General features: G+C 55.9%; 24 protein-coding genes and 4 tRNA genes. 19 read left to right on the top strand and 9 right to left on the bottom strand.

Annotation, left to right across the window (positions count from 1 at the left end):
- Window positions 1-185 precede the first annotated feature (185 nt).
- From thrP to ACOTYN_RS18625, 5 genes are all read left to right on the top strand, one after another.
- The gene (gene thrP, locus ACOTYN_RS18645; protein ID WP_071922790.1) at window positions 186-1,571 is read left to right on the top strand and encodes a bifunctional threonine/serine APC transporter ThrP; all 1,386 of its coding nucleotides are present in this window, start codon (window positions 186-188) and stop codon (window positions 1,569-1,571) included.
- Between the two features lie 102 nt (window positions 1,572-1,673).
- Window positions 1,674-1,750 (top strand) — tRNA-Arg (locus ACOTYN_RS18640).
- 67 nt (window positions 1,751-1,817) lie between these two features.
- Window positions 1,818-1,893: transfer RNA gene (locus tag ACOTYN_RS18635), tRNA-His, on the top strand.
- A 21-nt stretch (window positions 1,894-1,914) separates the two neighbouring features.
- Window positions 1,915-2,000: transfer RNA gene (locus ACOTYN_RS18630), tRNA-Leu, on the top strand.
- 45 nt (window positions 2,001-2,045) lie between these two features.
- A tRNA-Pro gene (locus ACOTYN_RS18625) sits at window positions 2,046-2,122 on the top strand.
- 506 nt (window positions 2,123-2,628) lie between these two features.
- Here ACOTYN_RS18625 and ACOTYN_RS18620 read toward each other — a convergent pair.
- The 5 genes from ACOTYN_RS18620 to hemC all read right to left on the bottom strand — a co-directional run bounded on the left by ACOTYN_RS18620 (window position 2,629) and on the right by hemC (window position 8,101).
- Window positions 2,629-3,840, bottom strand: coding sequence for an MFS transporter (locus ACOTYN_RS18620; protein WP_071922791.1), 1,212 nt, complete (start codon window positions 3,838-3,840; stop codon window positions 2,629-2,631).
- Between the two features lie 169 nt (window positions 3,841-4,009).
- Window positions 4,010-5,209, bottom strand: a complete 1,200-nt coding sequence (gene hemY / locus ACOTYN_RS18615) for a protoheme IX biogenesis protein HemY (RefSeq protein ID WP_014885656.1) — start codon at window positions 5,207-5,209, stop codon at window positions 4,010-4,012.
- Between the two features lie 2 nt (window positions 5,210-5,211).
- On the bottom strand, window positions 5,212-6,402 hold the full coding sequence (gene hemX, locus ACOTYN_RS18610) for a uroporphyrinogen-III C-methyltransferase (protein ID WP_071922792.1): 1,191 nt from the start codon (window positions 6,400-6,402) through the stop codon (window positions 5,212-5,214).
- A 20-nt stretch (window positions 6,403-6,422) separates the two neighbouring features.
- The gene (gene hemD / locus ACOTYN_RS18605) at window positions 6,423-7,163 is read right to left on the bottom strand and encodes a uroporphyrinogen-III synthase (protein WP_014885654.1); all 741 of its coding nucleotides are present in this window, start codon (window positions 7,161-7,163) and stop codon (window positions 6,423-6,425) included.
- Window positions 7,160-8,101, bottom strand: coding sequence for a hydroxymethylbilane synthase (hemC, locus tag ACOTYN_RS18600; protein ID WP_071922793.1), 942 nt, complete (start codon window positions 8,099-8,101; stop codon window positions 7,160-7,162). The genes hemD and hemC overlap by 4 nt, the downstream gene beginning before the upstream one ends.
- 350 nt (window positions 8,102-8,451) lie before the next feature.
- Here hemC and cyaA point away from each other — a divergent pair, with 350 nt between their 5' ends.
- The gene (cyaA, locus tag ACOTYN_RS18595) at window positions 8,452-10,995 is read left to right on the top strand and encodes a class I adenylate cyclase (protein ID WP_071922794.1); all 2,544 of its coding nucleotides are present in this window, start codon (window positions 8,452-8,454) and stop codon (window positions 10,993-10,995) included.
- A gap of 91 nt (window positions 10,996-11,086) precedes the next feature.
- Here the strand turns inward: cyaA and cyaY are convergent, their stop codons facing one another.
- Window positions 11,087-11,407, bottom strand: coding sequence for an iron donor protein CyaY (cyaY, locus tag ACOTYN_RS18590; RefSeq protein ID WP_014885651.1), 321 nt, complete (start codon window positions 11,405-11,407; stop codon window positions 11,087-11,089).
- A gap of 135 nt (window positions 11,408-11,542) precedes the next feature.
- On the opposite strand from cyaY, the gene lptM reads away from it, so the two are divergent.
- The 8 genes from lptM (at window position 11,543) to corA (ending at window position 18,502) form a co-directional block, all read left to right on the top strand.
- Window positions 11,543-11,746, top strand: coding sequence for an LPS translocon maturation chaperone LptM (lptM, locus tag ACOTYN_RS18585; protein WP_014885650.1), 204 nt, complete (start codon window positions 11,543-11,545; stop codon window positions 11,744-11,746).
- A gap of 35 nt (window positions 11,747-11,781) precedes the next feature.
- Window positions 11,782-12,606 (top strand): diaminopimelate epimerase, encoded by an 825-nt coding sequence (gene dapF, locus ACOTYN_RS18580; protein WP_014885649.1) that lies wholly within the window; start codon window positions 11,782-11,784, stop codon window positions 12,604-12,606.
- Window positions 12,603-13,310 (top strand): DUF484 domain-containing protein, encoded by a 708-nt coding sequence (locus ACOTYN_RS18575; protein ID WP_071922795.1) that lies wholly within the window; start codon window positions 12,603-12,605, stop codon window positions 13,308-13,310. Before dapF ends, ACOTYN_RS18575 begins: the two co-directional genes overlap by 4 nt.
- On the top strand, window positions 13,307-14,209 hold the full coding sequence (xerC, locus tag ACOTYN_RS18570; RefSeq protein ID WP_014885647.1) for a tyrosine recombinase XerC: 903 nt from the start codon (window positions 13,307-13,309) through the stop codon (window positions 14,207-14,209). Before ACOTYN_RS18575 ends, xerC begins: the two co-directional genes overlap by 4 nt.
- Complete coding sequence (gene yigB, locus ACOTYN_RS18565; RefSeq protein ID WP_071922796.1) at window positions 14,209-14,925, top strand: 5-amino-6-(5-phospho-D-ribitylamino)uracil phosphatase YigB; 717 nt, start codon at window positions 14,209-14,211, stop codon at window positions 14,923-14,925. The genes xerC and yigB overlap by 1 nt, the downstream gene beginning before the upstream one ends.
- 107 nt (window positions 14,926-15,032) lie before the next feature.
- A complete protein-coding gene (gene uvrD / locus ACOTYN_RS18560; RefSeq protein WP_014885645.1) occupies window positions 15,033-17,195 on the top strand; it encodes a DNA helicase II in 2,163 nt (720 codons plus the stop codon).
- 149 nt (window positions 17,196-17,344) lie between these two features.
- Window positions 17,345-17,401: a YsgD/CorL family protein gene (gene ysgD / locus ACOTYN_RS18555; protein WP_212743980.1), complete on the top strand. Its 57-nt coding sequence runs from the start codon at window positions 17,345-17,347 to the stop codon at window positions 17,399-17,401.
- Window positions 17,402-17,551: 150 nt separating this feature from the next.
- Window positions 17,552-18,502, top strand: coding sequence for a magnesium/cobalt transporter CorA (gene corA, locus ACOTYN_RS18550; protein ID WP_008501540.1), 951 nt, complete (start codon window positions 17,552-17,554; stop codon window positions 18,500-18,502).
- An 84-nt stretch (window positions 18,503-18,586) separates the two neighbouring features.
- Here the strand turns inward: corA and rarD are convergent, their stop codons facing one another.
- Window positions 18,587-19,483 (bottom strand): EamA family transporter RarD, encoded by an 897-nt coding sequence (rarD, locus tag ACOTYN_RS18545; protein ID WP_014885644.1) that lies wholly within the window; start codon window positions 19,481-19,483, stop codon window positions 18,587-18,589.
- Window positions 19,484-19,534: 51 nt separating this feature from the next.
- Window positions 19,535-20,002 carry an acyl-CoA thioesterase YigI gene (gene yigI, locus ACOTYN_RS18540; RefSeq protein ID WP_023331568.1) on the bottom strand — a complete coding sequence of 156 codons (468 nt, stop codon included), beginning with the start codon at window positions 20,000-20,002 and terminating at the stop codon, window positions 19,535-19,537.
- Between the two features lie 160 nt (window positions 20,003-20,162).
- On the opposite strand from yigI, the gene pldA reads away from it, so the two are divergent.
- From pldA to rhtC, 3 genes are all read left to right on the top strand, one after another.
- Window positions 20,163-21,032 carry a phospholipase A gene (gene pldA, locus ACOTYN_RS18535; protein ID WP_014885642.1) on the top strand — a complete coding sequence of 290 codons (870 nt, stop codon included), beginning with the start codon at window positions 20,163-20,165 and terminating at the stop codon, window positions 21,030-21,032.
- Window positions 21,033-21,122: 90 nt separating this feature from the next.
- Entirely contained in the window at window positions 21,123-22,952 is a 1,830-nt protein-coding gene (gene recQ / locus ACOTYN_RS18530; RefSeq protein ID WP_071922797.1) for an ATP-dependent DNA helicase RecQ, read from the top strand.
- A 61-nt stretch (window positions 22,953-23,013) separates the two neighbouring features.
- Window positions 23,014-23,634 (top strand): threonine export protein RhtC, encoded by a 621-nt coding sequence (rhtC, locus tag ACOTYN_RS18525; RefSeq protein WP_023331566.1) that lies wholly within the window; start codon window positions 23,014-23,016, stop codon window positions 23,632-23,634.
- Here the strand turns inward: rhtC and rhtB are convergent.
- Window positions 23,631-24,251 carry a homoserine/homoserine lactone efflux protein gene (rhtB, locus tag ACOTYN_RS18520; RefSeq protein ID WP_014885639.1) on the bottom strand — a complete coding sequence of 207 codons (621 nt, stop codon included), beginning with the start codon at window positions 24,249-24,251 and terminating at the stop codon, window positions 23,631-23,633. The two genes, rhtC and rhtB, sit on opposite strands and share 4 nt — an antisense overlap.
- Window positions 24,252-24,362: 111 nt before the next feature.
- On the opposite strand from rhtB, the gene pldB reads away from it, so the two are divergent.
- Together pldB and yigL are read left to right on the top strand one after the other, a co-directional pair.
- Window positions 24,363-25,355 (top strand): lysophospholipase L2, encoded by a 993-nt coding sequence (pldB, locus tag ACOTYN_RS18515; protein WP_032629594.1) that lies wholly within the window; start codon window positions 24,363-24,365, stop codon window positions 25,353-25,355.
- Window positions 25,356-25,386: 31 nt separating this feature from the next.
- Window positions 25,387-26,187 carry a sugar/pyridoxal phosphate phosphatase YigL gene (gene yigL, locus ACOTYN_RS18510; protein ID WP_023331564.1) on the top strand — a complete coding sequence of 267 codons (801 nt, stop codon included), beginning with the start codon at window positions 25,387-25,389 and terminating at the stop codon, window positions 26,185-26,187.
- Window positions 26,188-26,265 lie beyond the last annotated feature (78 nt).

The following is a 26,265-nucleotide window of genomic DNA, read 5'->3' as shown; positions in this document are numbered from 1 at the left end:
GCGATATGCTGTTCGCGCTGCAACTCGCCTGCAAAACTGCTGATAATTTGTGCAATGCATTCATTTTTTTTATGCATCGTTTGCCATTTGGTCGATTTTAAGAAACCATTCGCTCCGTATTTTAGTCCCCCTAAAAAACAATACCCGGTATTAAGCCGGGAAACAGCAAACACAATCGAGGATCTATGGCAGAGAAACAACCGGAGCTACAGCGTGGGCTGGAAGCTCGTCATATCGAACTGATCGCGCTGGGCGGCACTATCGGCGTGGGCCTGTTTATGGGCTCCGCAAGCACCCTTAAATGGGCAGGCCCTTCAGTATTACTGGCGTATATCATCGCCGGGCTGTTTGTTTTCTTCATCATGCGCTCAATGGGCGAAATGCTCTTTCTGGAACCCGTAACCGGATCTTTTGCCGTTTACGCGCACCGTTATATGAGCCCGTTCTTCGGCTACCTGACAGCCTGGTCCTACTGGTTTATGTGGATGGCGGTGGGCATCTCTGAAATCACCGCGATAGGGGTCTATGTCCAGTTCTGGTTCCCGGACATGGTCCAGTGGATACCGGCGCTGATTGCCGTGGGGCTGGTGGCGCTGGCAAACCTGGCCGCGGTGCGCCTGTACGGTGAAATCGAGTTCTGGTTTGCGATGATCAAAGTGACCACCATCATCGTGATGATTGTGATCGGTCTGGGCGTGATTTTCTTTGGCTTTGGCAACGGTGGGCACGCCATCGGCTTTGGCAACCTGACTGAACACGGCGGCTTCTTCGCTGGCGGCTGGAAGGGCTTCCTGACAGCGCTGTGTATCGTGGTGGCTTCATATCAGGGTGTGGAGCTGATCGGTATTACTGCCGGTGAAGCGAAAAACCCGCAGGTCACGCTGCGCAGCGCGGTGGGCAAAGTGCTGTGGCGCATCCTGATTTTCTATGTGGGCGCGATCTTCGTTATCGTGACCATCTTCCCGTGGAATGAAATTGGCACGACCGGAAGCCCGTTCGTTTTAACCTTTGCGAAGATTGGTATTACCGCAGCAGCAGGCATCATCAACTTTGTGGTTTTGACAGCGGCACTCTCTGGCTGTAACAGCGGGATGTACAGCTGTGGCCGTATGCTCTACGCACTCTCGAAAAATAACCAGCTACCTGCGGCGATGAGTAAAGTATCACGGGCGGGTGTGCCGGTTGCGGGGGTCGCAGTATCCATTGTGATTCTGCTGATTGGCTCATGCCTGAATTACATCATTCCTAATCCGCAGCGTGTGTTTGTTTACGTCTACAGTGCCAGCGTGCTGCCGGGCATGGTGCCGTGGTTTGTCATTCTCATCAGCCAGCTGCGTTTCCGTCATGCACATAAAAAAGCGATCGCCAGCCATCCGTTCTGCTCGATCCTGTTCCCATATGCGAACTATTTAACGATGGCGTTCCTGATTTGCGTATTAATTGGAATGTACTTTAATGAAGATACCCGCATGTCGCTGTTTGTCGGGCTAATCTTCCTGGCGGCAGTGACGGCCGCGTATAAGCTTTTTGGCCTGGGTCGCCGCGCCACCACGCACAAAGTGGAGGAATAAGCGGCAAAATGTGCAAACCATAACCAAACGCGCATTTTTTTCAAAAAAGCACTAGACAGCGGGGACGGAGGTACGTAATATCCAGCCCCGCAACGGCGCTAAGCGCCCGTAGCTCAGCTGGATAGAGCGCTGCCCTCCGGAGGCAGAGGTCTCAGGTTCGAATCCTGTCGGGCGCGCCATTTTAGTCCCGGCGCTAGAGCTGCGGTGGTCTGAGAAGTAGTCAGTACCGCGTGAAAGAATACAGTGGTGGCTATAGCTCAGTTGGTAGAGCCCTGGATTGTGATTCCAGTTGTCGTGGGTTCGAATCCCATTAGCCACCCCATTATTGAAAGAGTTGTGAATTGCGAAGGTGGCGGAATTGGTAGACGCGCTAGCTTCAGGTGTTAGTGTCCTTAGGATGTGGGGGTTCGAGTCCCCCCCCTCGCACCACGACTTTTTAAATGAATTGAACTAAAAATTCAAAAAGCAGTACATCGGCGAGTAGCGCAGCTTGGTAGCGCAACTGGTTTGGGACCAGTGGGTCGGAGGTTCGAATCCTCTCTCGCCGACCAATTTTGAACCCCGCTTCGGCGGGGTTTTTTGTTTTCTGTGATGTTTCTTTCCTGTAGTGATTCCCCGACAGCGCCCTTTTTCAGTGTCGCGATTCAGCGACATGTAATCCGTTGAAAATAATAGAAATATTTATTTAAGGGCTTTGCTGTCTCTTTCTGACGACATATTTCTGCATTTAGCGATACGTTATGAAGCTTCAGACAGTGCTTAACAGCATAATTTCCTTTTATCTTAAAATGTTGCGTCATGTAAACGTTTTGCGTGTAACTCTGGCACGTTACGTGCAATAATATACGTGTAGATGCTCATTCCATCTCTTATGTTCGCCTTAGTGCCTCATAAACTCAGGAATGACGCAGAGCCATTTACGGTGCTTATCGTCCACTGACAGATGTCGCTTCGGCCTCATCAGACACCATGGACATAACGTTGAGTGAAGCACCAAATATGTTGTCTTACAGACCTGTTTTAACGCCTGCTTTTATAGCAGGCGTTTTTTTATGCCTTATTCCTGATAAAAGCGCATGATGAGAGCAACTATCAGCAGAGCCGCTGACGAAACCATATATAGCGCCTGTACTGAGCCAACCCCGGAAGCCACCACAGCTGCAATGCCAGTGAAAAGTGAGGCGCTGAGCGTTTGCCAGCGCCAGGCTTTACCGCTGGCAACAGCGATTTGCCTGGCCTGAAAATGGCTGAGCATGCCAAACGTACCCGCTGCAAAAAGCACGTTTGAGGCCAGATGTGCGACAAAGATCATCCCAGGCGCATAACCTGCCCAGTTGGCCATAAACGGCAGCATTCCATAAGCGGCCAGAAAGATGCCAAGGCAAAGTAATAATCGCGGCGTACGAGCCGCAAAACGCGCCAGACTGTCTCTTTTAAGCAGCAAAGGGCCGCAAAGCTGCCCCATGCTCCTCGCAAAAAGCAGGGGCAGAGCAAGGCCAGCCGCATCCTGAGGGCGTAGCTGCTGGGCCAGTGCCGGAAGAAGTGCCATAGCGGGTGACCCGACAGCGGCCAGCGCAGGCAAAATGAGCAAGCTGCGTTTCTGCCGAACGGTCAATGTCTGCCAGCGCAATTTCGTAGAAACCCCCTTTTCTTCAGGGGCGGCGTGTGGAGCTGGTGAAAACAGGCGTTCCGCCAGCCATAACATGACCAGCGACCCGAGGAAACTGATGGCATCAATGGTCAGCAAGGCGAGCACGGGCATCTTCTGAAAAAGCACTACGCCCAGCCCGGTACCTAATAGCACCTGAGACGCAAAAATAACATTTTCCAGACAGGTGGCGGCAGGCAGTTCCGTTTCGCTGAGGCCGCGCTTGAAGAGCAACGTCAGGGCGGGCCAGCTCATCCCGCTGAGTAGCGCTTCGGTGGATTGCACGGCGAGTAACGCGACAACGCTATGATAACCCACGCCAAGCAGGGGAAAGAGCAGGACAAGTAAGCCGAGTCCTTCGGTCAATATCAGCAGGGATATCGGAGAATAGCGCGAGCATAGCCTTTCACCGAGCATGCTGCCGAAAAACCCTGGTACCGTGGCGAAAAGAAAGGCGAGGGTAAGCAGGGCTGGCGGGGCTGACCACGCTAACAGCAGCCCGAAGACTACAACCTGGGTTAACCCATTTCCCAGTGAAGAGAAGATAAAAGCACAGGCAAGCAGGCGCAGCCAGCGATGGCAGCGCAGCGCTACAATAAGCGCATACAAAAGCGAGTTCATGACGATTTCCTTTCAGAAACGATTTAGTCCACGCGCAATTCGCGCATGTGCGAAAAAAAGTTAATGAAAAGGCATCGTTACATTGGCGGGTTCGTTTGTGGCTTGAGGTGTAAAGAATGTAGCAGGAGAAAAGCGATAAAAAAAGGAGGCCGTCTGGCCTCCCTGTTAATTACTGCTGCGTGCCGTTGTTCTGCAACGTTAACAGCAACCCATCTCGCCGCATGGCAGCAGCCTCTTCTGGCTTATGCTGTTTGTCGAGCGTATCGGCAAGCCACGCGTAGTCATAGGCGTCCGGACGCTGTTTCAGTGCCGCACGGAAGGCGAGGCTCGCCTCCTGCCATTCGCCGTGCTTCATCAGCGACTGGCCCAGCGTGCTCCACAGCAGCGGGCGGTCACCGACGGTTTTGATCTGCTGACGCAGCACTTTCTCGACTTGCTCTGGGTTATTGGTTTTCAGGCGCGGGATCACCATGACCAGACGATCGTCGTACTGGCGCTTGAGACCGTCGAGGAGGATCTCCTGGGCGGTGTCATGATCGTCACATTCAATAAGATGTTCCGCCATCGCCACCTGCAGAGGAACCTGCTGACGCGTTTTCCGGCTCTGATTTTTCCACCAGGTCTTCAGGCCGTCGCTACCCAGGTCGGCGCGTGCCTGATCCATCAGGCCAATCCATGCCAGACGCTGAAGCTCGTCACGATGCTCGTCATCACCCACTTCGGCCTTCGCCATTGACGGAATGATGTCCAGCAGCGAGCCCCACGCACCGGTACGAATATAAGCCTGTTCGGCAAGACGCAGGACTTCAGGATGGCGGGGAGCGATTTCCAGCAGGCGGTCAATGCCATGGCGCGCCGCATGGTTCTCATTGCGAGCCAGCTGCAGACGAACGCGGGTGATCTCAACCGGAATCGGGTCACCGGAAGCCAGTTCTGACGCACGTTCCAGATGCTGATTCGCACGGGCTTCATCACCGCGCTGCTGCGCTGCTTCGGCAGCCAGAAGATAGTTCACCACCGGCTGTTCTGCATGGTCGGCATTTTTCGACATCAGCTTTTCAACCTGCTGATAATCGCCTTCGGCGAGCTTAAGCAGCGCCTGCTCGGTTTGCTTACGCGCACGACGACGCTTGCGGCCAACGAACCAGCCGCGCGTATGCGCGCCGGTACGAAAAATACGGCGCAGGATCCATTCGACTGCCAGCAGTACTACGACGCCGAGGATCAGAATAATCACCAGACCCGTTACGCTGGTTTCGATGTTGTAATTATCGGTCTGGATCAGAACGTATCCCTGATGACCGGCAAGCATCGGTCCCAGGACGATCCCGGCGATCAACAAGATGAAGAGTAAGAGAACTTTTAGCATCATTACTCTCCTTGTGGCGCGCTGTCAGGCGCTGGCGCTGGTGCCGCTCCGCCTGTTTGCTCTGCCGGAACGCCCGGCTGTGCCAGCAGGTTACGCACGCGCGTCTGCATCAGTTTCTCCAGAATCGGCTGGCTGGCCAGCTTATCCGGTACGTTCATCGTGATGTTCTGCTGGCTCAGCTTATCGATGTCTTCGAGGAAAGCGGTGGTCGTCGCGTCATCGGTATTGTAATACGCACGCACCCACGTCGAGACGTTATCCAGCGCCTGTTTGTAGGTCTCTTCCTGATGACGAGGCACAGCCTGAGCCGCCACCAGCAGGCGGGAACGGATGTTTTCGCGCAGATAGATATCCTGATTCGGCGCTAACAGCGGTACAGCGGTTTCATCGCGACGACGGATGGTGATAAAGCTGTCCATAAAGTTCTGCCAGCTTTTCTGCAGGTTAATGCGCCATTCGCTCAGAGAGCTGGAAAGCTCGGTACCGTCGGAATCCATGGGGGAGTCGTCGTCGTTGTTATCCGCCAGCTGCAGGTTATCAATCTGATTCGAAAGCTGGTTCACCTTGAGGATAATGCCGTCGTAATCCACCTGCGAAACGGCGGAAAGACTCGCGATATCTTCGGTGATCGCGCGACGTGCGGTAATGAGGCTGGGATCGTTCATGTCTGCCAGGCTTGCATCGGCGCTTTTCAGCAGTGCGGCGGCGGTGGTAACGTCCTGGTCGCTCCAGAGCTTACGCCCGGCGAGTTTTACGAGGAAATCGGCCTGAGAGAGCAGCCAGGTTTTGGCATCGGTACCGGAAATCGTGGCGACTTTCTGCTGTACTTCGTCCAGTTGTTTGGTCAGCTCTTGCTGTTTGTTGTTTGCCTCGGCCAGCGCGGCAGCCTGCTGCTTAATCACCGCTTCCAGCTCGGTTTTCTGCGTTTCCTGCGCTTTTTGCAGGGAGGTAAGCTGATTGACCAGCGTATCGCTGGTGGCCGTCTGGTTAGCGCCCTGTTGCTTCACAAGGCCGTACAGGCCAACACCTGCCGCCAGTGCAATGGCGATGGCAATTGCGCTCAGCGCGAGGCTGGTTTTGTTGCTGCCGTTTTTCTTCTCAGCGGTTTTCTCAGTCGTCTCTGGCTGTGGCGTGGTGTCCACAGTCTCCCTGGTCTCTTCAACCACGGCGGAGGATTTTTCGTGTTCCGTCATTATGGCTTCCCATTTGAGAGTTATTGTAATGCGCGCAGCAGCGCATCGTTGTCGGCGTTATCAGCGATCCGAATATCCTGCCAGCCCAGTTCCCGGGCGAGGTTCGCCAGACGCTCACTGACGACCAGAAGCCGACAGCGGAGTAACCAGTTTTCGCGATACCAATGCGGTATCAGCGACCAAAGCTGTTGTAACATTTCACCGCTGGTGACCACCAGCGTATTAATGCCGCGCGCGTGCCAGCGCATCGCTTCTTCCGCGCCATCGTAGTGCTTTGCGCAACGCTGATAGCACTCAACGAACGTCACGTCGGCACCCCGTTCACGCAGCGTTTCGCCCAGCAGCTCGCGGCCACCATTGCCGCGCAAAATGAGCGCGCGCTTTCCGGCAATAGTTTGTAATTCAGGTAATTGTAGCAAGACTTCGCTAATTTCCCGATCTAACGGGTAGCGAACATCAGCGCCGCTTACGGTATGCAGCGCCAGCGCTGTTGAGCGACCAATGGCGAAATAGCGTGGGGCAGTTGTCCAGGACAGACTTTGCTGTTGCAGCTGGGCGTTGGCGAATTCCACGGCATGTTGCGACAACGCAAACAACAGATCGCCTTCCTGCAGGGTATTTATCCGATCGGCGAGCGCAGAGAGCTCGCGACCGGGGGAGAATTCAATCAGCGGAAAACTCCAGGCCACCTGCCCCAGTGTGCGCAGACGGCTCACTAACTGCTCTCCTGCGGGAGAAGGGCGGGTGACAAGAATACTCATGCAGGGGGTTCTCCGTTATAGACCTCAGCCAGGATTTCACGCGCGCCGTTATTCAGCAGCTCTTCCGCCAGCGACACGCCAAGCTGTTCGGCATCTTGCGGATTGCCACGACGTTCGCCGCGTACCATCTGTGAACCGTCCGGGGCACCCACCAGCGCGCGCAGCCAGAGTTTCCCTTCGGTTAATTCAGCATAGCTGCCAATCGGCACCTGGCATCCGCCTTCGAGGCGGGTATTCATCGCCCGCTCGGCTTTTACGCGGATAGCGGTCTCGTCATGGTTCAGCGGCGCGAGCAGTTCGCGTGTACGCACATCGTCCAGACGGCACTCAATGCCGACGGCACCCTGGCCCACGGCCGGCAGCGACAGTTCTGGTGGTAGCGCCACGCGAATGCGTTCCTCCAGCCCCAGACGCTTCAGTCCAGCGACGGCAAGAATAATGGCATCGTATTCACCGTTATCCAGTTTGCCCAGGCGTGTGCCGACGTTGCCGCGCAGCGAGCGGATGATCAGGTCAGGGCGACGCTCCGCCAGCTGACACTGACGGCGTAAACTGGAGGTGCCAACTACGCTACCTTCGGGCAACGCATCAAGCGAGTCATAGCGGTTAGAGACAAACGCATCACGCGGATCTTCGCGCTCGCAGATGGTCACCAGCCCCAGCCCTTCCGGGAACTCGACGGGCACATCTTTCATGGAGTGCACGGCGATATCGGCGCGGTTCTCAAGCAATGCCAGTTCCAGTTCTTTGACAAACAGGCCCTTGCCGCCCACCTTCGCCAGTGGCGTATCCAGGATCACGTCACCGCGCGTGACCATCGGCACCAGCTCGACGTGCAATCCATTGTGGCAGGCTTCAAGGCGCTGCTTAACATAATGTGCCTGCCAGAGCGCGAGAGGGCTTTGGCGTGTGGCAATTCTCAAAACATTGTCTAACATGCTTGTTACCGTCATTATCAATCGCTAACCATCCTAACATTGTTGACTCTGGGATGGCAGTTTTACGGTTGATGAAGCGCGAGAGGGACACGGTGGCGTATTCGCCAGCCATAGCCGTATTCAGGAATTTACACGTACAGAACGGTGCTACACTTGTATGTAGCGCATCTTTCTTTACGGTCAACCGGCAAGGTGTTAAATTGATCACGTTTTAGACCATTTTTTCGTCGGTACCACCATAATGATAAGGGCGAAAAAAGGGTAACGGTTATCTTTTTGAAATACTGCGGGCTCGCGGTTATTCGTGTTTTGAATGGCTTACGACACCCGGAAACATCAGGCGATACGTCTTGTACCTCTATATTGAGACTCTGAAACAGAGACTGGATGCCATAAATCAATTGCGCGTGGATCGCGCGCTTGCTGCCATGGGCCCTGCTTTCCAGCAGGTATACAGTCTGCTGCCGACATTATTGCACTATCACCATCCGCTGATGCCTGGGTACCTTGACGGTAACGTTCCCAGAGGCATATGTCTTTTCACGCCTGATGAAACCCAACAGCATTATCTGAACGAGCTGAAACTCTACCGCGGTATGCCGCCGCAGGAATCACCGACAGGTGAACTGCCGATTACCGGCGTTTACACGATGGGGAGTACCTCATCGGTAGGGCAAAGCTGTTCTTCAGATCTGGATATCTGGGTCTGCCATCAATCCTGGCTCGATAACGAAGAGCGGCAGCTGCTGCAGCGTAAATGCAGCCTGCTGGAGAGCTGGGCCGCGTCGCTTGGCGTGGAAGTGAGCTTCTTCCTGATTGATGAAAACCGTTTCCGCCATAACGAAAGCGGCAGTCTGGGTGGTGAAGACTGCGGCTCGACTCAGCACATTTTATTGCTGGATGAATTTTATCGTACTGCTGTGCGTCTGGCCGGGAAGCGTATTCTGTGGAATATGGTGCCGTGCGATGAAGAAGAGAATTATGACGACTACGTCATGTCGCTTTATTCGCAGGGCGTTCTGACGCCAAACGAGTGGCTGGATCTGGGCGGCCTTAGCTCCCTGTCCGCAGAAGAGTACTTCGGCGCTAGCCTCTGGCAGCTCTATAAGAGCATTGATTCACCGTACAAAGCGGTGTTGAAAACGCTGTTGCTTGAAGCCTACTCCTGGGAATACCCCACGCCGCGTCTGCTGGCGAAAGATATCAAGCAGCGCCTGCACGATGGTGAGATTGTCTCCTACGGGCTTGATGCCTACTGCATGATGCTGGAACGCGTTACCGAATACCTGAAAGCCATTGATGACTCCACGCGTCTTGACCTAGTGCGTCGATGTTTTTATCTCAAAGTTTGTGAAAAACTGAGCCGCGAGCGCGCCTGTGTGGGCTGGCGTCGTGAAGTGGTCAGCCAGTTAGTGAAAGAGTGGGGATGGGACGAAGCGCGTCTGTCCATGCTCGACAACCGCGCTAACTGGAAAATCGATCAGGTGCGTGAAGCGCATAACGAACTGCTCGATGCGATGATGCAAAGCTACCGTAACCTGATCCGCTTTGCGCGCCGCAACAACCTTAGCGTCTCCGCCAGCCCGCAGGACATTGGCGTACTGACCCGTAAGCTCTATGCCGCGTTTGAAGCGCTGCCGGGCAAAGTCACCCTGGTGAACCCGCAGATTTCGCCTGACCTGTCAGAACCGAACCTGACCTTTATCTATGTACCGCCGGGCCGCGCAAACCGCACCGGGTGGTATCTTTACAACCGTGCGCCTAGCATGGACTCGATCATCAGCCATCAGCCGCTGGAATATAACCGCTACCTGAACAAACTGGTGGCCTGGGCGTGGTTTAACGGTCTGCTGACTTCACGCACCCGCCTGTTTATCAAGGGCAACGAGGTCGTCGATTTAGCCAAGCTGCAGGAGATGGTGGCGGATGTTTCGCACCACTTCCCACTGCGTCTGCCTGCGCCAACGCCGAAAGCGCTTTACAGCCCCTGTGAAATTCGCCATCTGGCGATTATCGTCAACCTGGAATACGACCCGACGGCAGCTTTCCGTAATCAGGTAGTCCATTTTGACTTCCGCAAACTGGACGTCTTCAGCTTTGGCGAACAGCAAAACTGTCTGGTGGGCAGCGTGGATCTGCTGTACCGCAACTCGTGGAATGAAGTGCGTACTCTGCATTTCAACGGCGAGCAGGCGATGATCGAAGCGCTGAAAACTATTCTGGGCAAAATGCACCAGGACGCCGCGCCACCGGACAGCGTCGAAGTGTTCTGCTACAGCCAGCACCTGCGCGGCTTAATTCGTACCCGCGTGCAGCAGCTGGTCTCCGAGTGCATCGAGCTGCGTCTCTCCAGTACCCGTCAGGAAACCGGGCGCTTTAAAGCACTGCGCGTCTCCGGCCAGACCTGGGGGCTGTTCTTCGAACGTCTGAATGTATCGGTACAGAAGCTGGAAAACGCCATTGAGTTTTACGGGGCGATTTCACATAACAAGCTGCATGGACTGTCGGTCCAGGTGGAAACCAACCACGTCAAACTGCCACAGGTGGTGGACGGCTTTGCAAGTGAAGGGATTATTCAGTTCTTCTTCGAAGAGTCGGGCGACGATGCCGGGTTCAACATCTACATTCTGGATGAGACCAACCGCGCCGAGGTGTATCACCATTGTGAAGGTAGCAAAGAGGAGCTGGTGCGCGACGTCAGCCGTTTCTACTCTTCTTCACATGACCGCTTCACCTATGGCTCCAGCTTTATCAACTTCAACCTGCCGCAGTTCTATCAGATTGTGAACGTTGATGGGCGAGCGCAGGTGATCCCGTTCCGTACGCAGGCAATTACCCCTGCGGTGCCCGCAAACCAGGATACCGCACCGCTGTTGCAGCAGTATTTCTCCTGATTTCGTGAGCCCGGTGGCGGCTACGCCTTACCGGGCCTACAACAGCCCGAACCCGTAGGCCGGGTAAGCGCAGCGCCACCCGGCAACAAAACTACCTGAAACTGACGGTCTCACCCGCCTGCGCCGTCGCTGCCTGCTCCAGCAAATCCCAGAACGTTTCGCCGCTGCGGTCGCAAATCCATTCCCCGTCTTTCAGATCGAAATGATATCCGCCCTGTTTTGCGGCCAGCCAGACCTGGTGAAGCGGTTCCTGGCGGTTAATAATAATTTTGCTGCCGTTTTCGAAGCTCAGGGTCAGAATGCCGCCGTTGATTTCACAATCGATATCGCTGTCGCCGTCCCAGTCGTCGAGACGTTCTTCGATGGTCATCCACAGGGTGTCTGCAAGGCGATGGAATTCACTGTCGTTCATGGTTTTGTTCCTGTTTTTCGTGATGCCGGCAGTATAACGCTAAATAATTCCCGTTGCAGGAAAGCGGCAAACTCTTGCTTTTGTGTCTTCTCCTGCGATGATAGAAACAGATTTGAACTTACGGGCAACTTTATAATGAAAAACGCTTTCCGAACGCTTGCCGTTCTCATCACCCTGTTTAGCCTGACGGGCTGCGGACTGAAGGGACCTCTCTACTTCCCACCTGCGGATAAAACCGCGCCGCCGCCGACGAAACCCGTCCAAAGCGGCATTGAGTCTACCACGCCAAATACTAACGATCGTGGCGACAACGGTGGCCCGACTCAGGTTAATCTCTGACGACAACGTTCTGTACCCGCGCAATGGAGCAAATGATGCAGTTCTCTAAAATGCATGGCCTTGGCAACGATTTTATGGTCGTCGACGCGGTAACGCAGAATGTGTTTTTCTCCCCGGAACTGATCCGTCGCCTGGCGGATCGGCATCTGGGCGTGGGGTTTGATCAACTGCTGGTGGTTGAGCCGCCATACGATCCCGACCTCGATTTCCACTACCGTATTTTTAACGCGGACGGCAGCGAGGTTAACCAGTGCGGCAACGGTGCGCGCTGTTTTGCCCGCTTTGTCCGCCTGAAAGGGCTGACCAACAAGCGCGATATTCGCGTCAGTACGGCCAACGGCCGCATGGTGCTCAGCGTCACCGATGACGAACTGGTGCGCGTGAACATGGGCGAGCCTAACTTCGAACCCTCTGCCGTGCCGTTTCGCGCAAACAAAGCGGAAAAGACCTATATTATGCGTGCGGCCGAGCAGACAGTATTGTGCGGCGTCGTCTCGATGGGTAATCCGCACTGCGTGATTCAGGTAGATGATGTGGAAACCGCCGCGGTTGAAACGCTCGGTCCGGTGCTGGAAGGCCACGAGCGTTTTCCGGAGCGGGCGAACATCGGTTTCATGCAGGTGGTGAAGCGTGAGCACATCCGCCTGCGGGTTTACGAGCGCGGCGCGGGCGAAACCCAGGCCTGCGGTAGCGGTGCGTGTGCGGCCGTGGCGGTCGGCATCTCACAGGGGCTACTCGCCGAAGAGGTTCGCGTCGAGTTACCGGGCGGTCGGCTTGATATCGCCTGGAAAGGACCGGGTCATCCACTGTATATGACTGGCCCGGCGGCACATGTCTATGACGGGTTTATCCATCTATGAAACAACCAGGGGAAGAACTGCAGGAAACAGTGACGGAACTGGACGACAGAGCTGTTGTGGATTATCTGCTGCGCAATCCTGAGTTTTTTATTCGCAATGCACGCGTCGTCGAAGAGATGCGCGTGCCGCATCCGGTTCGCGGGACCGTGTCGCTGGTCGAATGGCACATGGCGCGCTCGCGCAACCACATCAATCAGCTTGAAGAGAACATGACGCTGCTGATGGAGCAGGCCAGCACCAACGAAAACCTGTTCTATCGTTTGCTGCATCTGCAGGCGCGTCTGGCCTCGGCGCACAGCCTTGATGAGTTCCTTAGCCGCTTCCACCGCTGGGCGCGTGAGCTTGGGCTGGCGGGTGCAACGATTCGTCTTTTCCCTGACCGCTGGCGCATTGGCGCACCGTCCGGGTTTACCCATCTGGCGCTCAGTCGTCAGGCGTTTGAACCGCTGCGCATTCAGCGTCTGGGCCATGCGCATCACTATCTGGGGCCGCTGAACGGGCCTGAACTGCTGGTGGTATTACCGGAAGCGAAGGCGATTGGCTCGGTGGCGATGTCGCTGATGGGACGCGATGGCGATCTGGGCGTCATGTTATTTACCAGCCGCGACGCGCACCACTACGAGCAAGGCCAGGCCACGCACCTGCTGCAGGAGATCGCCCTGATGCTGCCCGAACTGCTGGAGCGCTGGATTGAACGCGTATGACGGACGGACCGCTTTCCACTGACGTCGCGCGCTTTCTGCGCTATCTGGGGGTGGAACGTCAGCTCAGCCCCATTACGCTGCTTAACTACCAGCGTCAGCTTGATGCCATCATGCAGATTGCCGACGAGATCGGCCTGAAAAGCTGGCAACAATGTGACGCTGCCACGGTACGCGGGTTCGTTGTGCGTAGCCGTAAAAAAAACCTCAGCCCGGCGAGCCTGGCGCTCAGACTCTCCGCGCTACGCAGTTTCTTTGACTGGCTGGTCAGCCAGGGCGGCATAAAAGCCAACCCGGCAAAAGGGATCGCCACGCCGAAAGCCCCGCGCCATCTGCCGAAAAATATCGACGTCGACGACGTAAACCGTCTGCTGGATATTGATCTGAACGATCCGTTGGCGGTGCGTGACCGCGCGATGCTGGAAGTGATGTACGGCGCAGGGCTGCGTCTGTCTGAACTGGTGAACCTCGATTTAAAACACCTCGACCTGGACACCGGCGAAGTGTGGGTGATGGGCAAGGGCAGCAAAGAGCGCCGCCTGCCCATTGGCCGCAATGCCGTCGCCTGGATTGAGCACTGGCTTGACCTGCGCGGGCTGTTTGGCGCGGAAGAAGATGCGCTGTTCCTGTCGAAACTCGGCAAGCGGATCTCGGCGCGTAACGTACAGAAGCGCTTTGCGGAGTGGGGTATTAAGCAGGGGCTGAACAGTCATGTTCACCCGCATAAGCTGCGACACTCCTTTGCGACACACATGCTTGAGTCGAGCGGCGATCTGCGCGGCGTGCAGGAGCTCCTCGGCCATGCGAATCTGTCGACCACTCAAATCTACACCCACTTAGACTTCCAACACCTTGCCTCGGTGTATGACGCGGCGCATCCACGCGCCAAACGGGGGAAATAATGCGTTTTTACCGCCCACTCGGCCAGATCTCAGCCCTGACGTTTGACCTTGATGACACCCTTTATGACAACCGCGAGGTGATTCTGCGTACCGAGCAGGAATCGCTGGCGTTTGTACAGAATTACCATCCGGCGCTGAAAGCGATGCAGAACAAGGACTTCCAGACGCTGCGTCAGTCCCTGCGGGAGACCGAGCCGGACATTTACCACGACGTGACCGAATGGCGTCGTCGCGCGGTTGAGCAGGCGATGCTCAACGCAGGACTCAACGCACGGGATGCGGCCATCGGTGCTGAGGCAGCGATGGAAAACTTTGCCAAATGGCGCAGCCGTATCGACGTACCGCAGGAGACCCACGACACGCTGGCGAAGCTCGCCGAAAAGTGGCCGCTGGTGGCCATCACCAACGGCAATGCCCAGCCCGAGCTGTTTGGCCTCAGCGATTACTTTGAATTCGTGCTGCGCGCGGGCCCGCATGGGCGCGCCAAGCCGTTCAGCGATATGTACCATCTGGCGGCGGAAAAACTGACTCTGCCGCTGGGCAACATTCTGCATGTGGGTGATGACCTCACCACCGACGTGGCTGGCGCTATCCGCTGCGGCATGCAGGCCTGCTGGATCAAGCCAGAGAACGCCGACCTGATGACCACGCTGGATAGCCGTCTTCTGCCGCACGTGGAAATTTCACGGTTGGCATCCCTCACGACGCTGATATAATCACCAGTAATATTGTATAAATTACCAGGGTTTTGCAGTTGTAGGCCCGGTAAGCGAAGCGCCACCGGGCGTTTTGCTCTGTTCCTGAATACTATGTGACGGTGCCAATGGACGTTTCTTACCTGCTCGACAGCCTTAATGACAAACAGCGTGAAGCCGTAGCGGCCTCGCGCACCAACATGCTGGTGCTGGCTGGGGCGGGCAGTGGTAAGACGCGCGTGCTGGTTCACCGTATCGCGTGGCTGCAGAGCGTGGAAAACTGCTCGCCGTACTCAATCATGGCCGTCACGTTTACCAATAAGGCGGCGGCGGAGATGCGTCACCGTATCGCCCAGTTAATGGGTACCAGCCAGGGCGGTATGTGGGTCGGCACCTTCCACGGCCTGGCGCACCGCCTGCTGCGCGCGCACCATATGGACGCCAACCTGCCGCAGGATTTTCAGATCCTCGACAGCGAAGACCAGCTCCGTCTGCTGAAGCGTCTGATCAAGGCGATGAACCTTGACGAGAAACAGTGGCCGCCGCGTCAGGCGATGTGGTACATCAACGGTCAGAAAGACGAAGGATTGCGTCCGCACCATATTCAGAGCTTCGGCAACCCGGTGGAGCAGACCTGGCAAAACGTCTACAAAGCCTACCAGGAAGCGTGCGATCGCGCCGGTCTGGTGGATTTCGCCGAGCTGCTGCTGCGCGCCCACGAACTGTGGCTCAACAAACCACATATCCTTCAGCACTACCGTGAACGCTTTACCAATATCCTGGTGGACGAATTCCAGGATACCAACAACATCCAGTACGCATGGATCCGCCTGCTGGCGGGCGATACCGGTAAGGTGATGATCGTGGGGGATGATGACCAGTCGATCTACGGCTGGCGCGGGGCGCAGGTGGAAAACATCCAGCGCTTCCTCAACGATTTCCCCGGCGCACAAACCATCCGTCTGGAGCAGAACTATCGCTCCACCAGCAACATTCTGAGCGCAGCCAACGCCCTGATTGAAAACAACAACGGGCGTCTGGGTAAAAAGCTGTGGACCGACGGCGTCGACGGCGAGCCGATTTCAATTTACTGCGCCTTCAACGAGCTCGACGAAGCCCGCTTCGTGGTGAACCGTATTAAAACCTGGCAGGATAACGGCGGCGCGTTAGAGCAGTGCGCCATTCTCTACCGCAGTAACGCCCAGTCACGCGTGCTGGAAGAGGCGCTGCTGCAGGTAGGTATGCCGTACCGCATTTATGGCGGTATGCGCTTCTTCGAACGTCAGGAAATCAAAGATGCGCTCTCGTATCTGCGTCTGATTGCGAACCGTAATGATGACGCGGCGTTTGAGCGCGTGGTCAACACCCCAACCCGTGGCATTGGCGACCGCACGCTGGACGTGGTGCGTCAGGCCTCGCGCGACCGCCAGCTGACGCTGTGGCAGGCGTGCCGCGAGCTGCTGCAGGAGAAAGCCCTTGCCGGTCGTGCGGCCAGCGCATTGCAGCGCTTCCTTGAGCTGATTGACGCCCTGGCGCAGGAAACCGCCGATATGCCGCTGCACGTGCAGACTGACCGGGTAATCAAAGACTCCGGCCTGCGCACCATGTACGAGCAGGAAAAAGGCGAGAAGGGTCAGACCCGTATTGAGAACTTAGAGGAACTGGTCACGGCAACGCGCCAGTTCAGCTACAACGAAGAAGACGAAGACCTGATGCCGCTGCAGGCGTTCCTTTCCCACGCCGCGCTGGAGGCGGGTGAAGGGCAGGCGGACACCTGGCAGGATGCGGTGCAACTGATGACACTGCACTCCGCCAAAGGTCTGGAGTTCCCGCAGGTCTTTATCGTCGGGATGGAAGAGGGGATGTTCCCGAGCCAGATGTCGCTCGATGAAGGCGGACGGCTGGAAGAGGAGCGTCGACTGGCCTATGTGGGCGTGACGCGCGCGATGCAAAAGCTGACGCTAACCTATGCGGAAACCCGCCGCCTGTACGGGAAAGAGGTCTACCACCGTCCGTCTCGCTTTATTGGTGAACTGCCGGAGGAGTGCGTGGAGGAAGTGCGCCTGCGTGCCAGCATCAGCCGCCCTGTCAGCCATCCGCGTATGGGATCACCGATCTCTGAAACGGACACCGGCTACAAGCTGGGTCAGCGCGTGCGCCATTCGAAGTTTGGCGAAGGCACCATTGTAAATCTGGAAGGCAGCGGCGAGCACAGCCGCCTGCAGGTGGCGTTCCAGGGGCAGGGGATCAAATGGCTGGTGGCCGCTTACGCTAAGCTGGAAACAGTGTAACTTTCAGAAAAATATCATTATTTTGTAATAATCTGCTAGCCTTATACGTTGAAGGTCAATTAATGCCCTTCAGCGTTCCGTTGCGTGTTGACGCCACAGTTACTGCTGGCGTAACATGCGCGCACGATTACGCTAAGAGGACATTCGCCTTGGACACACCCAGTAGATACTGGCTCAATTCCCTGTCATCCAGGAACAACTCCTAAGGCTATCTCCCCTTGCTGATGGCCTTAGTGGTTGTCAGCGACTGCATTATTCCCGTCGCGCTGAGTCAGGCTGTTTAATGGTCTGAAACCCAATTTGTTTCTGTGTGCCCACCGAACTGTCCGATATTTTTTGCATTGGGAGTCCCGGTCATGTTGAGCGCATTTCAACTCGAAAATAACCGACTGACTCGGCTTGAAGCCGAAGAGTCACAGCCCCTCATTGATGCCGTATGGGTGGATCTGGTCGAGCCGGACGACGATGAGCGCCTTCGCGTACAATCTGAGCTGGGGCAAAGCCTGGCAACCCGTCCTGAACTGGAAGACATCGAAGCATCTGCGCGTTTTTTTGAAGATGAAGACGGCCTGCACATTCACTCCTTCTTCTTCTTTGAAGATGCGGAAGACCATGCGGGCAACTCCACCGTGGCCTTTACCATTCGCGACGGTCGCCTGTTTACCCTGCGCGAGCGTGAACTGCCCGCGTTTCGTCTCTACCGCATGCGCGCCCGCAGCCAGGCAATGGTGGACGGCAACGCTTACGAACTGCTGCTCGACCTGTTTGAGACCAAAATCGAACAGCTGGCGGATGAGATTGAAAACATCTACAGCGATCTGGAAAAGCTGAGCCGCGTGATCATGGAAGGCCATCAGGGCGATGAATACGACGAAGCGCTCTCCACGCTGGCCGAGCTGGAAGATATCGGCTGGAAGGTGCGTTTGTGTCTGATGGATACCCAGCGCGCGCTGAACTTCCTCGTGCGTAAGGCGCGTCTGCCGGGCGGTCAGCTGGAGCAGGCGCGTGAGATCCTGCGCGATATCGAATCCCTGCTGCCGCACAACGAATCCCTGTTCCAGAAGGTGAACTTCCTGATGCAGGCGGCGATGGGCTTTATTAACATCGAGCAGAACCGCATCATCAAGATCTTCTCGGTGGTATCCGTGGTGTTCCTGCCGCCGACGCTGGTGGCCTCCAGCTATGGGATGAACTTCGAGTTTATGCCGGAGCTGAAGTGGAGCTTTGGTTACCCGGGGGCGATTATCTTTATGATCCTCGCCGGGCTGGCGCCGTATCTGTACTTTAAGCGTCGTAACTGGCTTTGAGTATCCGCCCGGTGGCGCTACGCTTACCGGGCCTACTAAATGTGTAGGCCGGATAAGGCGCAGCCGCCATCCGGCAAAAAGGCACTACAGCCCTTTGCGCACTCTGCGCTGGGTGTAAATCGCATCGGCGACAAAAATCGCCAGCGCTACCCAGATAAAGGCGAACGTCACCATCTTATCTGCGCCCGGCACTTCGCCGTAAAACACCACCGCCAGCAGAAACATCAGCGTCGGGCCGATGTACTGGAAGAAGCCCAGCGTGGAGAGACGCAGACGCGTTGCCGCACCGGTGAAGCACAGCAGAGGAATAGTGGTCACCACGCCTGCCGCCATCAGCATCAGATTCAGCGACCACGGGTTGCTGCCCATATGACTGGTGGCGCTGTCGGCGATACCGAAGAGGTAGATCGCCGCCACCGGCAGCAGCCACAGGGTTTCAAACAGCATCCCCGTTTGGGCTTCCACCGCAATCTTCTTACGTACCAGACCGTAGAACGCAAAGCTGAACGCCAGGCCGAGGGCAATAATCGGCAGCGAGCCGAACGTCCAGAGCTGTACCAGCACGCCGCAGAAGGCCAGAAACACCGCCAGCCACTGCATACGGCGGAAACGTTCGCCGAGGAAAAGCATCCCCAGTACGATATTCACCAGCGGGTTAATAAAGTAGCCAAGACTGGCTTCGAGCATGTGGTGGTTATTCACCGCCCAGATAAACAGCAGCCAGTTTCCGCCAATGAGCACCGCCGAGAGTGCCAGCAGGAAAACTTTCTTGGGCGTTTTGAGCAGCGTCTTGACGCCGGACCACTGCCGGCTGAGGCTCATTAGCGCGATCATAAAGAAAAAGGACCAGATGACGCGGTGAGTGAGGATCTCGTCGGCCGGTACATAAGCGATAAATTTGAAGTACGCCGGTGCAATACCCCAAATAAAATAAGCGGCAAGGGCGAGTAAAACGCCCTGCCGCGTCTGTTTAGCATCCATCGGGAAAATCCGTTACAAAAAAGTGAATTAATTTTACCCGATTTTGCCGCTTTACCCCACCATATATGTGGCGGTGGCGCTGGCGATATAGACCTGCTCTTCGTTGTGTAATTCAACGCGCGCCACCGCCACTTTATTTCCCGCACGCAGCAGGCTGCTGGTGCAGGTAAAGCGATTGCCGCGTCCGGGGCGAAGATAATCGACGCGTAAATCAATGGTGCCCATGCGCGCCAGACGCTGGCGGAGTTCGTCTTCATTGATGGTGTCATGACGCGTCAGCGTACTGCCCACGCAGACCAGACCAGCCGCCACGTCCAGCGCGGAAGCAATCACCCCGCCGTGCAAAATACTTTGCGCCCAGTTGCCCACCATCATCGGCTGGTTGTTGAAGCTCAACTGGGCAAACTCTTTCTCGTAACGCTCCAGCTCCAGACCCAGCGCACGGTTAAATGGCATATGGTAAACAAAAATCTCGCCCACGAGCTTTAACACTTCTTCAGAGGTAAGCATGGCTGACATGAGGTTTCACATCCCTATTGTTAATGAAATGTTGATTTTATGCCTCAACAATACGGATTTCCACTTTCAGAAACGAGGAGGCGGAAGTTGGCGCAGAAGTCTGTAGAATGCCCGGATAAAATTATTCATTACACGTCACTATTTCAGGAGAACACCACCGATGCGGACGTATCTGGGTTGGTTACTGGCGGCGGTTGCGCTGCCCCTCACAGCATATGCGCAGGAAGCGACAGTTAAAGAAGTGCACGATGCGCCATCCGTACACGGTAGCATCATTGCTAACATGCTTCAGGAGCATGACAATCCGTTCACGCTTTACCCGTATGACACCAACTACGTGATTTACACCCAGACCAGCGATCTGAACAAAGAAGCGATAAGCTCCTATAACTGGTCTGATAATGCGCGTAAAGATGAGGTGAAGTTCCAGTTGAGCCTCGCCTTCCCGTTCTGGCGCGGTATTCTGGGGCCGAACTCGGTACTCGGTGCCTCTTACACGCAGAAATCCTGGTGGCAGCTTTCCAACAGCGGCGAATCTTCGCCGTTCCGTGAAACCAACTATGAGCCGCAGCTGTTCCTTGGCTTTGCAACGGATTATGAATTTGCCGGATGGACGTTGCGTGACGTCGAAGTCGGCTTTAATCACGATTCTAACGGCCGTTCCGACCCCACGTCTCGTAGCTGGAACCGTGCCTATACGCGCCTGATGGCGCAGAACGGCAACTGGATGGTGGAAGTGAAGCCGTGGTATGTGGTGGGGAGCACCGACGATAACCCGGATATCACCAAATATATGGGTTACTACCAGCTCAAGGTCGGCTACCAGTTAGGCGATGCCGTGCTGAGCGCGAAAGGCCAGTACAACTGGAATACCGGCTACGGTGGTGCGGAAGTGGGCCTGAGCTATCCGGTAACGAAGCATGTGCGCCTCTATACGCAGGTGTACAGCGGTTACGGCGAGTCGCTGATCGACTATAACTTCAACCAGACCCGCGTGGGTGTGGGCGTAATGCTGAACGATATTCTCTAAGCTGCTCGAATGTTTTTGCGTTAAACGTTGAAGTTTCTCTCTCAGGCGCTGAAAATAGCGCCTGTTTCATTTCTGGCATATGGGGTTAACGTGGCGCAGGCGGAAGTATTGAATCAGGAGTCGCTGGTTAAACAGGTTTTGCATGAAACCTTTGGCTACCAGCAGTTCCGCCCTGGCCAGGAAACCATCATTGAAACCGTGCTGGAAGGCCGTGATTGTCTGGTCGTTATGCCGACCGGCGGCGGGAAATCACTCTGTTATCAGGTGCCCGCGCTGGTGCTTAACGGCCTGACGGTCGTGGTATCGCCCCTTATTTCTCTGATGAAAGACCAGGTTGATCAACTGCTCGCCAACGGCGTGGCGGCGGCCTGTCTTAATTCCACGCAAACCCGGGAGCAGCAGCAAGAGGTGATGGCCGGGTGTCGCACCGGGCAGGTTCGTCTGCTGTATATCGCACCGGAACGCCTGATGCTGGACAACTTCCTCGACCATCTCGCGCACTGGAACCCGGTTCTGCTGGCGGTGGATGAAGCGCACTGTATCTCGCAGTGGGGGCACGATTTCCGCCCGGAATATGCCGCCCTCGGCCAGCTCCGTCAGCGCTTCCCGGAACTGCCGTTTATGGCGCTTACCGCCACGGCAGATGATACGACGCGTCTGGATATCGTTCGCCTGCTGGGGCTGAATGATCCCTATATTCAGGTCAGCAGCTTCGACCGCCCTAACATCCGCTACATGCTGATGGAAAAATTCAAGCCGCTGGATCAGCTCCTGCGCTATGTCCAGGAACAGCGCGGCAAGTCGGGCATTATTTACTGCAACAGTCGGGCGAAGGTGGAAGACACCGCCGCGCGTCTGCAAAACCGTGGCTTTAGCGCCGCGGCGTATCATGCCGGGCTGGAGAACCACATCCGTGCGGATGTGCAGGAGAAATTCCAGCGTGACGACCTGCAGATTGTGGTCGCGACGGTGGCGTTCGGAATGGGGATTAACAAGCCCAACGTGCGTTTTGTGGTGCATTTCGATATCCCGCGTAATATCGAATCCTACTATCAGGAAACCGGCCGCGCCGGGCGTGATGGTCTGCCTGCGGAAGCGATGCTGTTTTACGATCCAGCCGATATGGCGTGGCTGCGCCGCTGTCTGGAAGAGAAACCGCAGGGACAGCTGCAGGATATCGAACGCCATAAGCTCAACGCGATGGGGGCGTTTGCCGAAGCGCAAACCTGCCGCCGTCTGGTGCTGCTCAACTATTTTGGTGAAGGGCGACAGGAGCCGTGCGGCAACTGCGATATCTGCCTGGATCCGCCGAAGCAGTACGATGGCCTGATGGACGCGCGTAAGGCGCTTTCGACCATTTACCGTGTGAATCAACGCTTCGGGATGGGTTACGTGGTGGAAGTGTTGCGCGGCGCCAATAACCAGCGTATCCGCGATATGGGCCACGACAAACTGCCGGTCTACGGGATCGGTAAAGATCAGAGCCACGAGCACTGGGTTAGCATTATTCGTCAGCTGATTCACCTCGGATTTGCCACGCAGAACATCGCTCAGCACTCGGCGCTACAGCTGACCGAAGCCGCGCGTCCGGTGTTGCGCGGTGACGTTGAACTGAAGCTCGCCGTACCGCGCGTGGTCGCCCTCAAACCACGCGTGATGCAGAAATCCTACGGCGGTAACTATGACCGCAAGCTGTTTGCCAAACTGCGTAAGCTGCGTAAAGCCATTGCTGATGAAGAGAACATCCCGCCTTACGTGGTGTTCAACGACGCGACGCTGATTGAGATGGCGGAACAGATGCCGCTCAGCGCCAGCGAAATGCTCAGCGTCAACGGCGTAGGCACGCGCAAGCTGGAGCGCTTCGGTAAAGAGTTTATGGCGCTTATCCGTTCTCACGTTGACGGAGATGATGAGGAGTAGTCAGCCGGCCAAAAAAGTGCCAGTATGATGACTCACTGAATTATTTCCCTGCGAGCCAATTATGTTAATGCTATTTCTCACCGTGGCGTTAGTGCACATCGTTGCGCTGATGAGCCCGGGCCCTGACTTTTTCTTCGTATCGCAAACAGCGGTCAGTCGTTCCCGTAAAGAGGCGATGATGGGCGTGCTCGGTATTACCATGGGCGTCATGGTCTGGGCGGCCGTTGCGCTGCTCGGTCTGAACCTGATCCTGGCGAAGATGGCCTGGCTGCATAACATCATTATGGTTGGCGGTGGCCTGTACCTGTGCTGGATGGGCTACCAGATGCTGCGCGGGGCGCTGAAAAAAGAAGATAAAAAGCCGCAAGAGCCTAAGGTGGAGCTGGCAACGGGTGGACGGAGCTTTGTAAAAGGGCTGCTGACCAACCTGGCGAATCCGAAAGCGATTATCTATTTCGGCTCGGTGTTCTCGCTGTTTGTGGGCGACAGCGTTGGCGTGGGCGCACGTTGGGGCATTTTCCTGCTTATCGTCGTGGAGACCTTCGCGTGGTTCACTATCGTGGCAAGCCTGTTTGCCTTACCGGCGATGCGCCGTGGCTACCAGCGTATCGCGAAGTGGATCGATGGCTTCGCCGGCGCGCTGTTCGCCGGCTTCGGCATTCATCTCATCATTTCTCGCTAAGCATGACGCGCTGACGCAAGCAGCGCGCCAACCAGCATAAACAGCGAGCCAAACACTTTGTTCAGGGCCTTCATCTGCTTAGGCCCTTTTATCCATCCGGCAATCCGCTGTGCCAGCGTCGCGTAACCAATCATCACAATAATATCGACAATAATTGTGGTCGCACCCAGCACCACGTACTGCATCACCTGAGGCTGGTGCGGCACGATAAACTGTGGGAACAGCGCGGCGAGGAACACAATGCTTTTCGGGTTGGTTAGGTTGACGAATACTGCCCGCTTAAACAGATGACCACGGTTTTGCGTCTGCGCGAGCGTATTCAGGTTAATGGCGCCAGCCGCGCGCCATTGCTGAATACCCAGCCAGATAAGATATGCCGCACCGGCCCATTTCAGCACTTCAAACGCCAGCACCGAGCGGGAGAACAGCGTTCCCAGCCCAATCCCGACCAGGACGATGTGAATGCCCAGCCCGGTTTGCAAACCGGCAATCGACGCCGCCGCCCCGCGATAGCCGTGGTTGATGGAGGTAGTCATGGTGTTAATCGCACCCGAACCCGGTGAAAGGCTCAGGATGATGGATGTCAGCAGGTAGGCGAACCACCACTCGAAGGTCATTTGAAACTCCCGAATCGTCTGTTTTTATGCCACAATACGCTATTGATGAGTCATTTTGTGACCGGTTACGAAAAAAAACGATATTCCCTGGATTACGTGAGTGGAAACCCAATGTTTCAGCAGAAAAAGGACTGGGAAACACGAGAAAACGCATTTGCTGCTTTCTCTATGGGGCCGCTGACCGATTTCTGGCGGCAGCGTGAGGAAGATGAGTTTACGGGCGTCGGGGGCATCCCGGTACGCTTCGTTCGTTTCCGTGATGAGAAAAATGACCGGGTAATCGTGGTTTGCCCGGGGCGCATTGAAAGCTACGTTAAATACGCCGAACTGGCCTACGATCTGGTCCATATGGGGTTTGATGTGCTCATCATCGACCACCGTGGACAGGGGCTGTCCGGACGCATGCTACAGGACACGCACCGTGGACATGTCGATCGCTTCAGCGATTACGTCGACGATTTTGCCGCGTTCTGGCAGCAGGAAGTGCAGCCCGGCCCCTGGCGTAAGCGCTATATCCTTGCGCACTCCATGGGTGGCGCTATTTCGACGCTGTTTTTGCAGCGGTATCAACACCAGTGTGATGCCATTGCGCTAACCGCGCCGATGTACGGTATCGTCATACGTTTCCCCGACTGGATGGTGCGTCATCTTCTCGACTGGGCTGAGGGCCATCAGCGCATTCGTGAAGGCTATGCCATCGGGACCGGACGCTGGCGTGCGCTGCCGTTCGCCATCAACGTCTTAACCCACAGTCGGCAGCGTTATCGCCGCAACCTGCGCTTTTATGCCGATGAACCGCGCTTACGCGTCGGTGGCCCGACCTGGCACTGGGTGCGGGAGGGGATTCTGGCCGGTGAACAGGTGCTGGCGGGGGTAGGTGATGATGACACGCCAACACTCCTGATTCAGGCTGAAGAAGAGCGTGTGGTCGATAACCGCATGCATGACCGTTATTGTGAATTGCGCGCCGCCGCCGGTCACCCTTGTGAAGGGGGAAAACCGCTGGTCATCAACGGCGCTTACCATGAGATCCTTTTCGAAAAGGACGCTATGCGCTCAGTCGCGCTCAACGCCATTGTTGAATTTTTCAACAGGCATAACTGATTATTGTTTTCCACCAGAGGTTGAAATCCCTATGTACCAGGTTGTTGCATCTGATTTAGATGGCACGCTGCTTTCCCCTGACCACACCCTGTCGCCTTACGCGAAAGAGACCTTAAAGCTTCTGACTGCCCGTGGCGTGAACTTTGTGTTTGCCACCGGACGCCACCACGTAGACGTGGGGCAGATCCGCGATAATCTTGAGATCAAATCGTACATGATCACCTCCAACGGTGCGCGCGTGCATGATACTGACGGTAACCTGATCTTTACCCATAACCTGGATCGCGATATTGCCGCCGATCTCTTCGGCGTGGTGCATAACAACCCGGCTATCATCACCAACGTGTACCGCAACGACGACTGGTTCATGAACCGCCACCGCCCGGATGAAATGCGTTTCTTCAAGGAAGCGGTATTTAACTACTCCCTGTACGAGCCGGGCCTTCTTGAGCCGGAAGGTATCAGTAAGGTGTTCTTCACCTGCGATAGCCATGAAGAACTGCTCCCACTGGAACAGGCGATCAACGCCCGCTGGGGCGATCGCGTCAACGTGAGCTTCTCAACTCTGACCTGTCTGGAAGTGATGGCGGGGGGCGTCTCCAAAGGTCACGCGCTGGAAGCGGTCGCGAAACGTCTGGGTTTCGCGCTGAAAGACTGCATCGCTTTTGGTGATGGCATGAACGACGCTGAAATGCTCTCCATGGCAGGCAAGGGCTGCATCATGCAGAACGCGCATCAGCGTCTGAAAGATCTGCACCCGGAACTGGAAGTGATTGGTTCCAACGCTGATAACGCGGTACCGAAATACCTGCGCAAGCTGTTCCTTGAATAATCTTCATTTGGTTGTTTGTTGACCAGATGTCAACTGAAGAGTCCGCTACAATGCCTGTCCTTCTTTCTGAGAGACAAG

Source organism: Enterobacter cloacae complex sp. IR5458 (assembly GCF_049238025.1).
In the GTDB taxonomy this organism is placed as follows: Bacteria; Pseudomonadota; Gammaproteobacteria; order Enterobacterales; family Enterobacteriaceae; genus Enterobacter; species Enterobacter kobei.
This window is presented reverse-complemented; position numbering and strand designations above follow the sequence as displayed.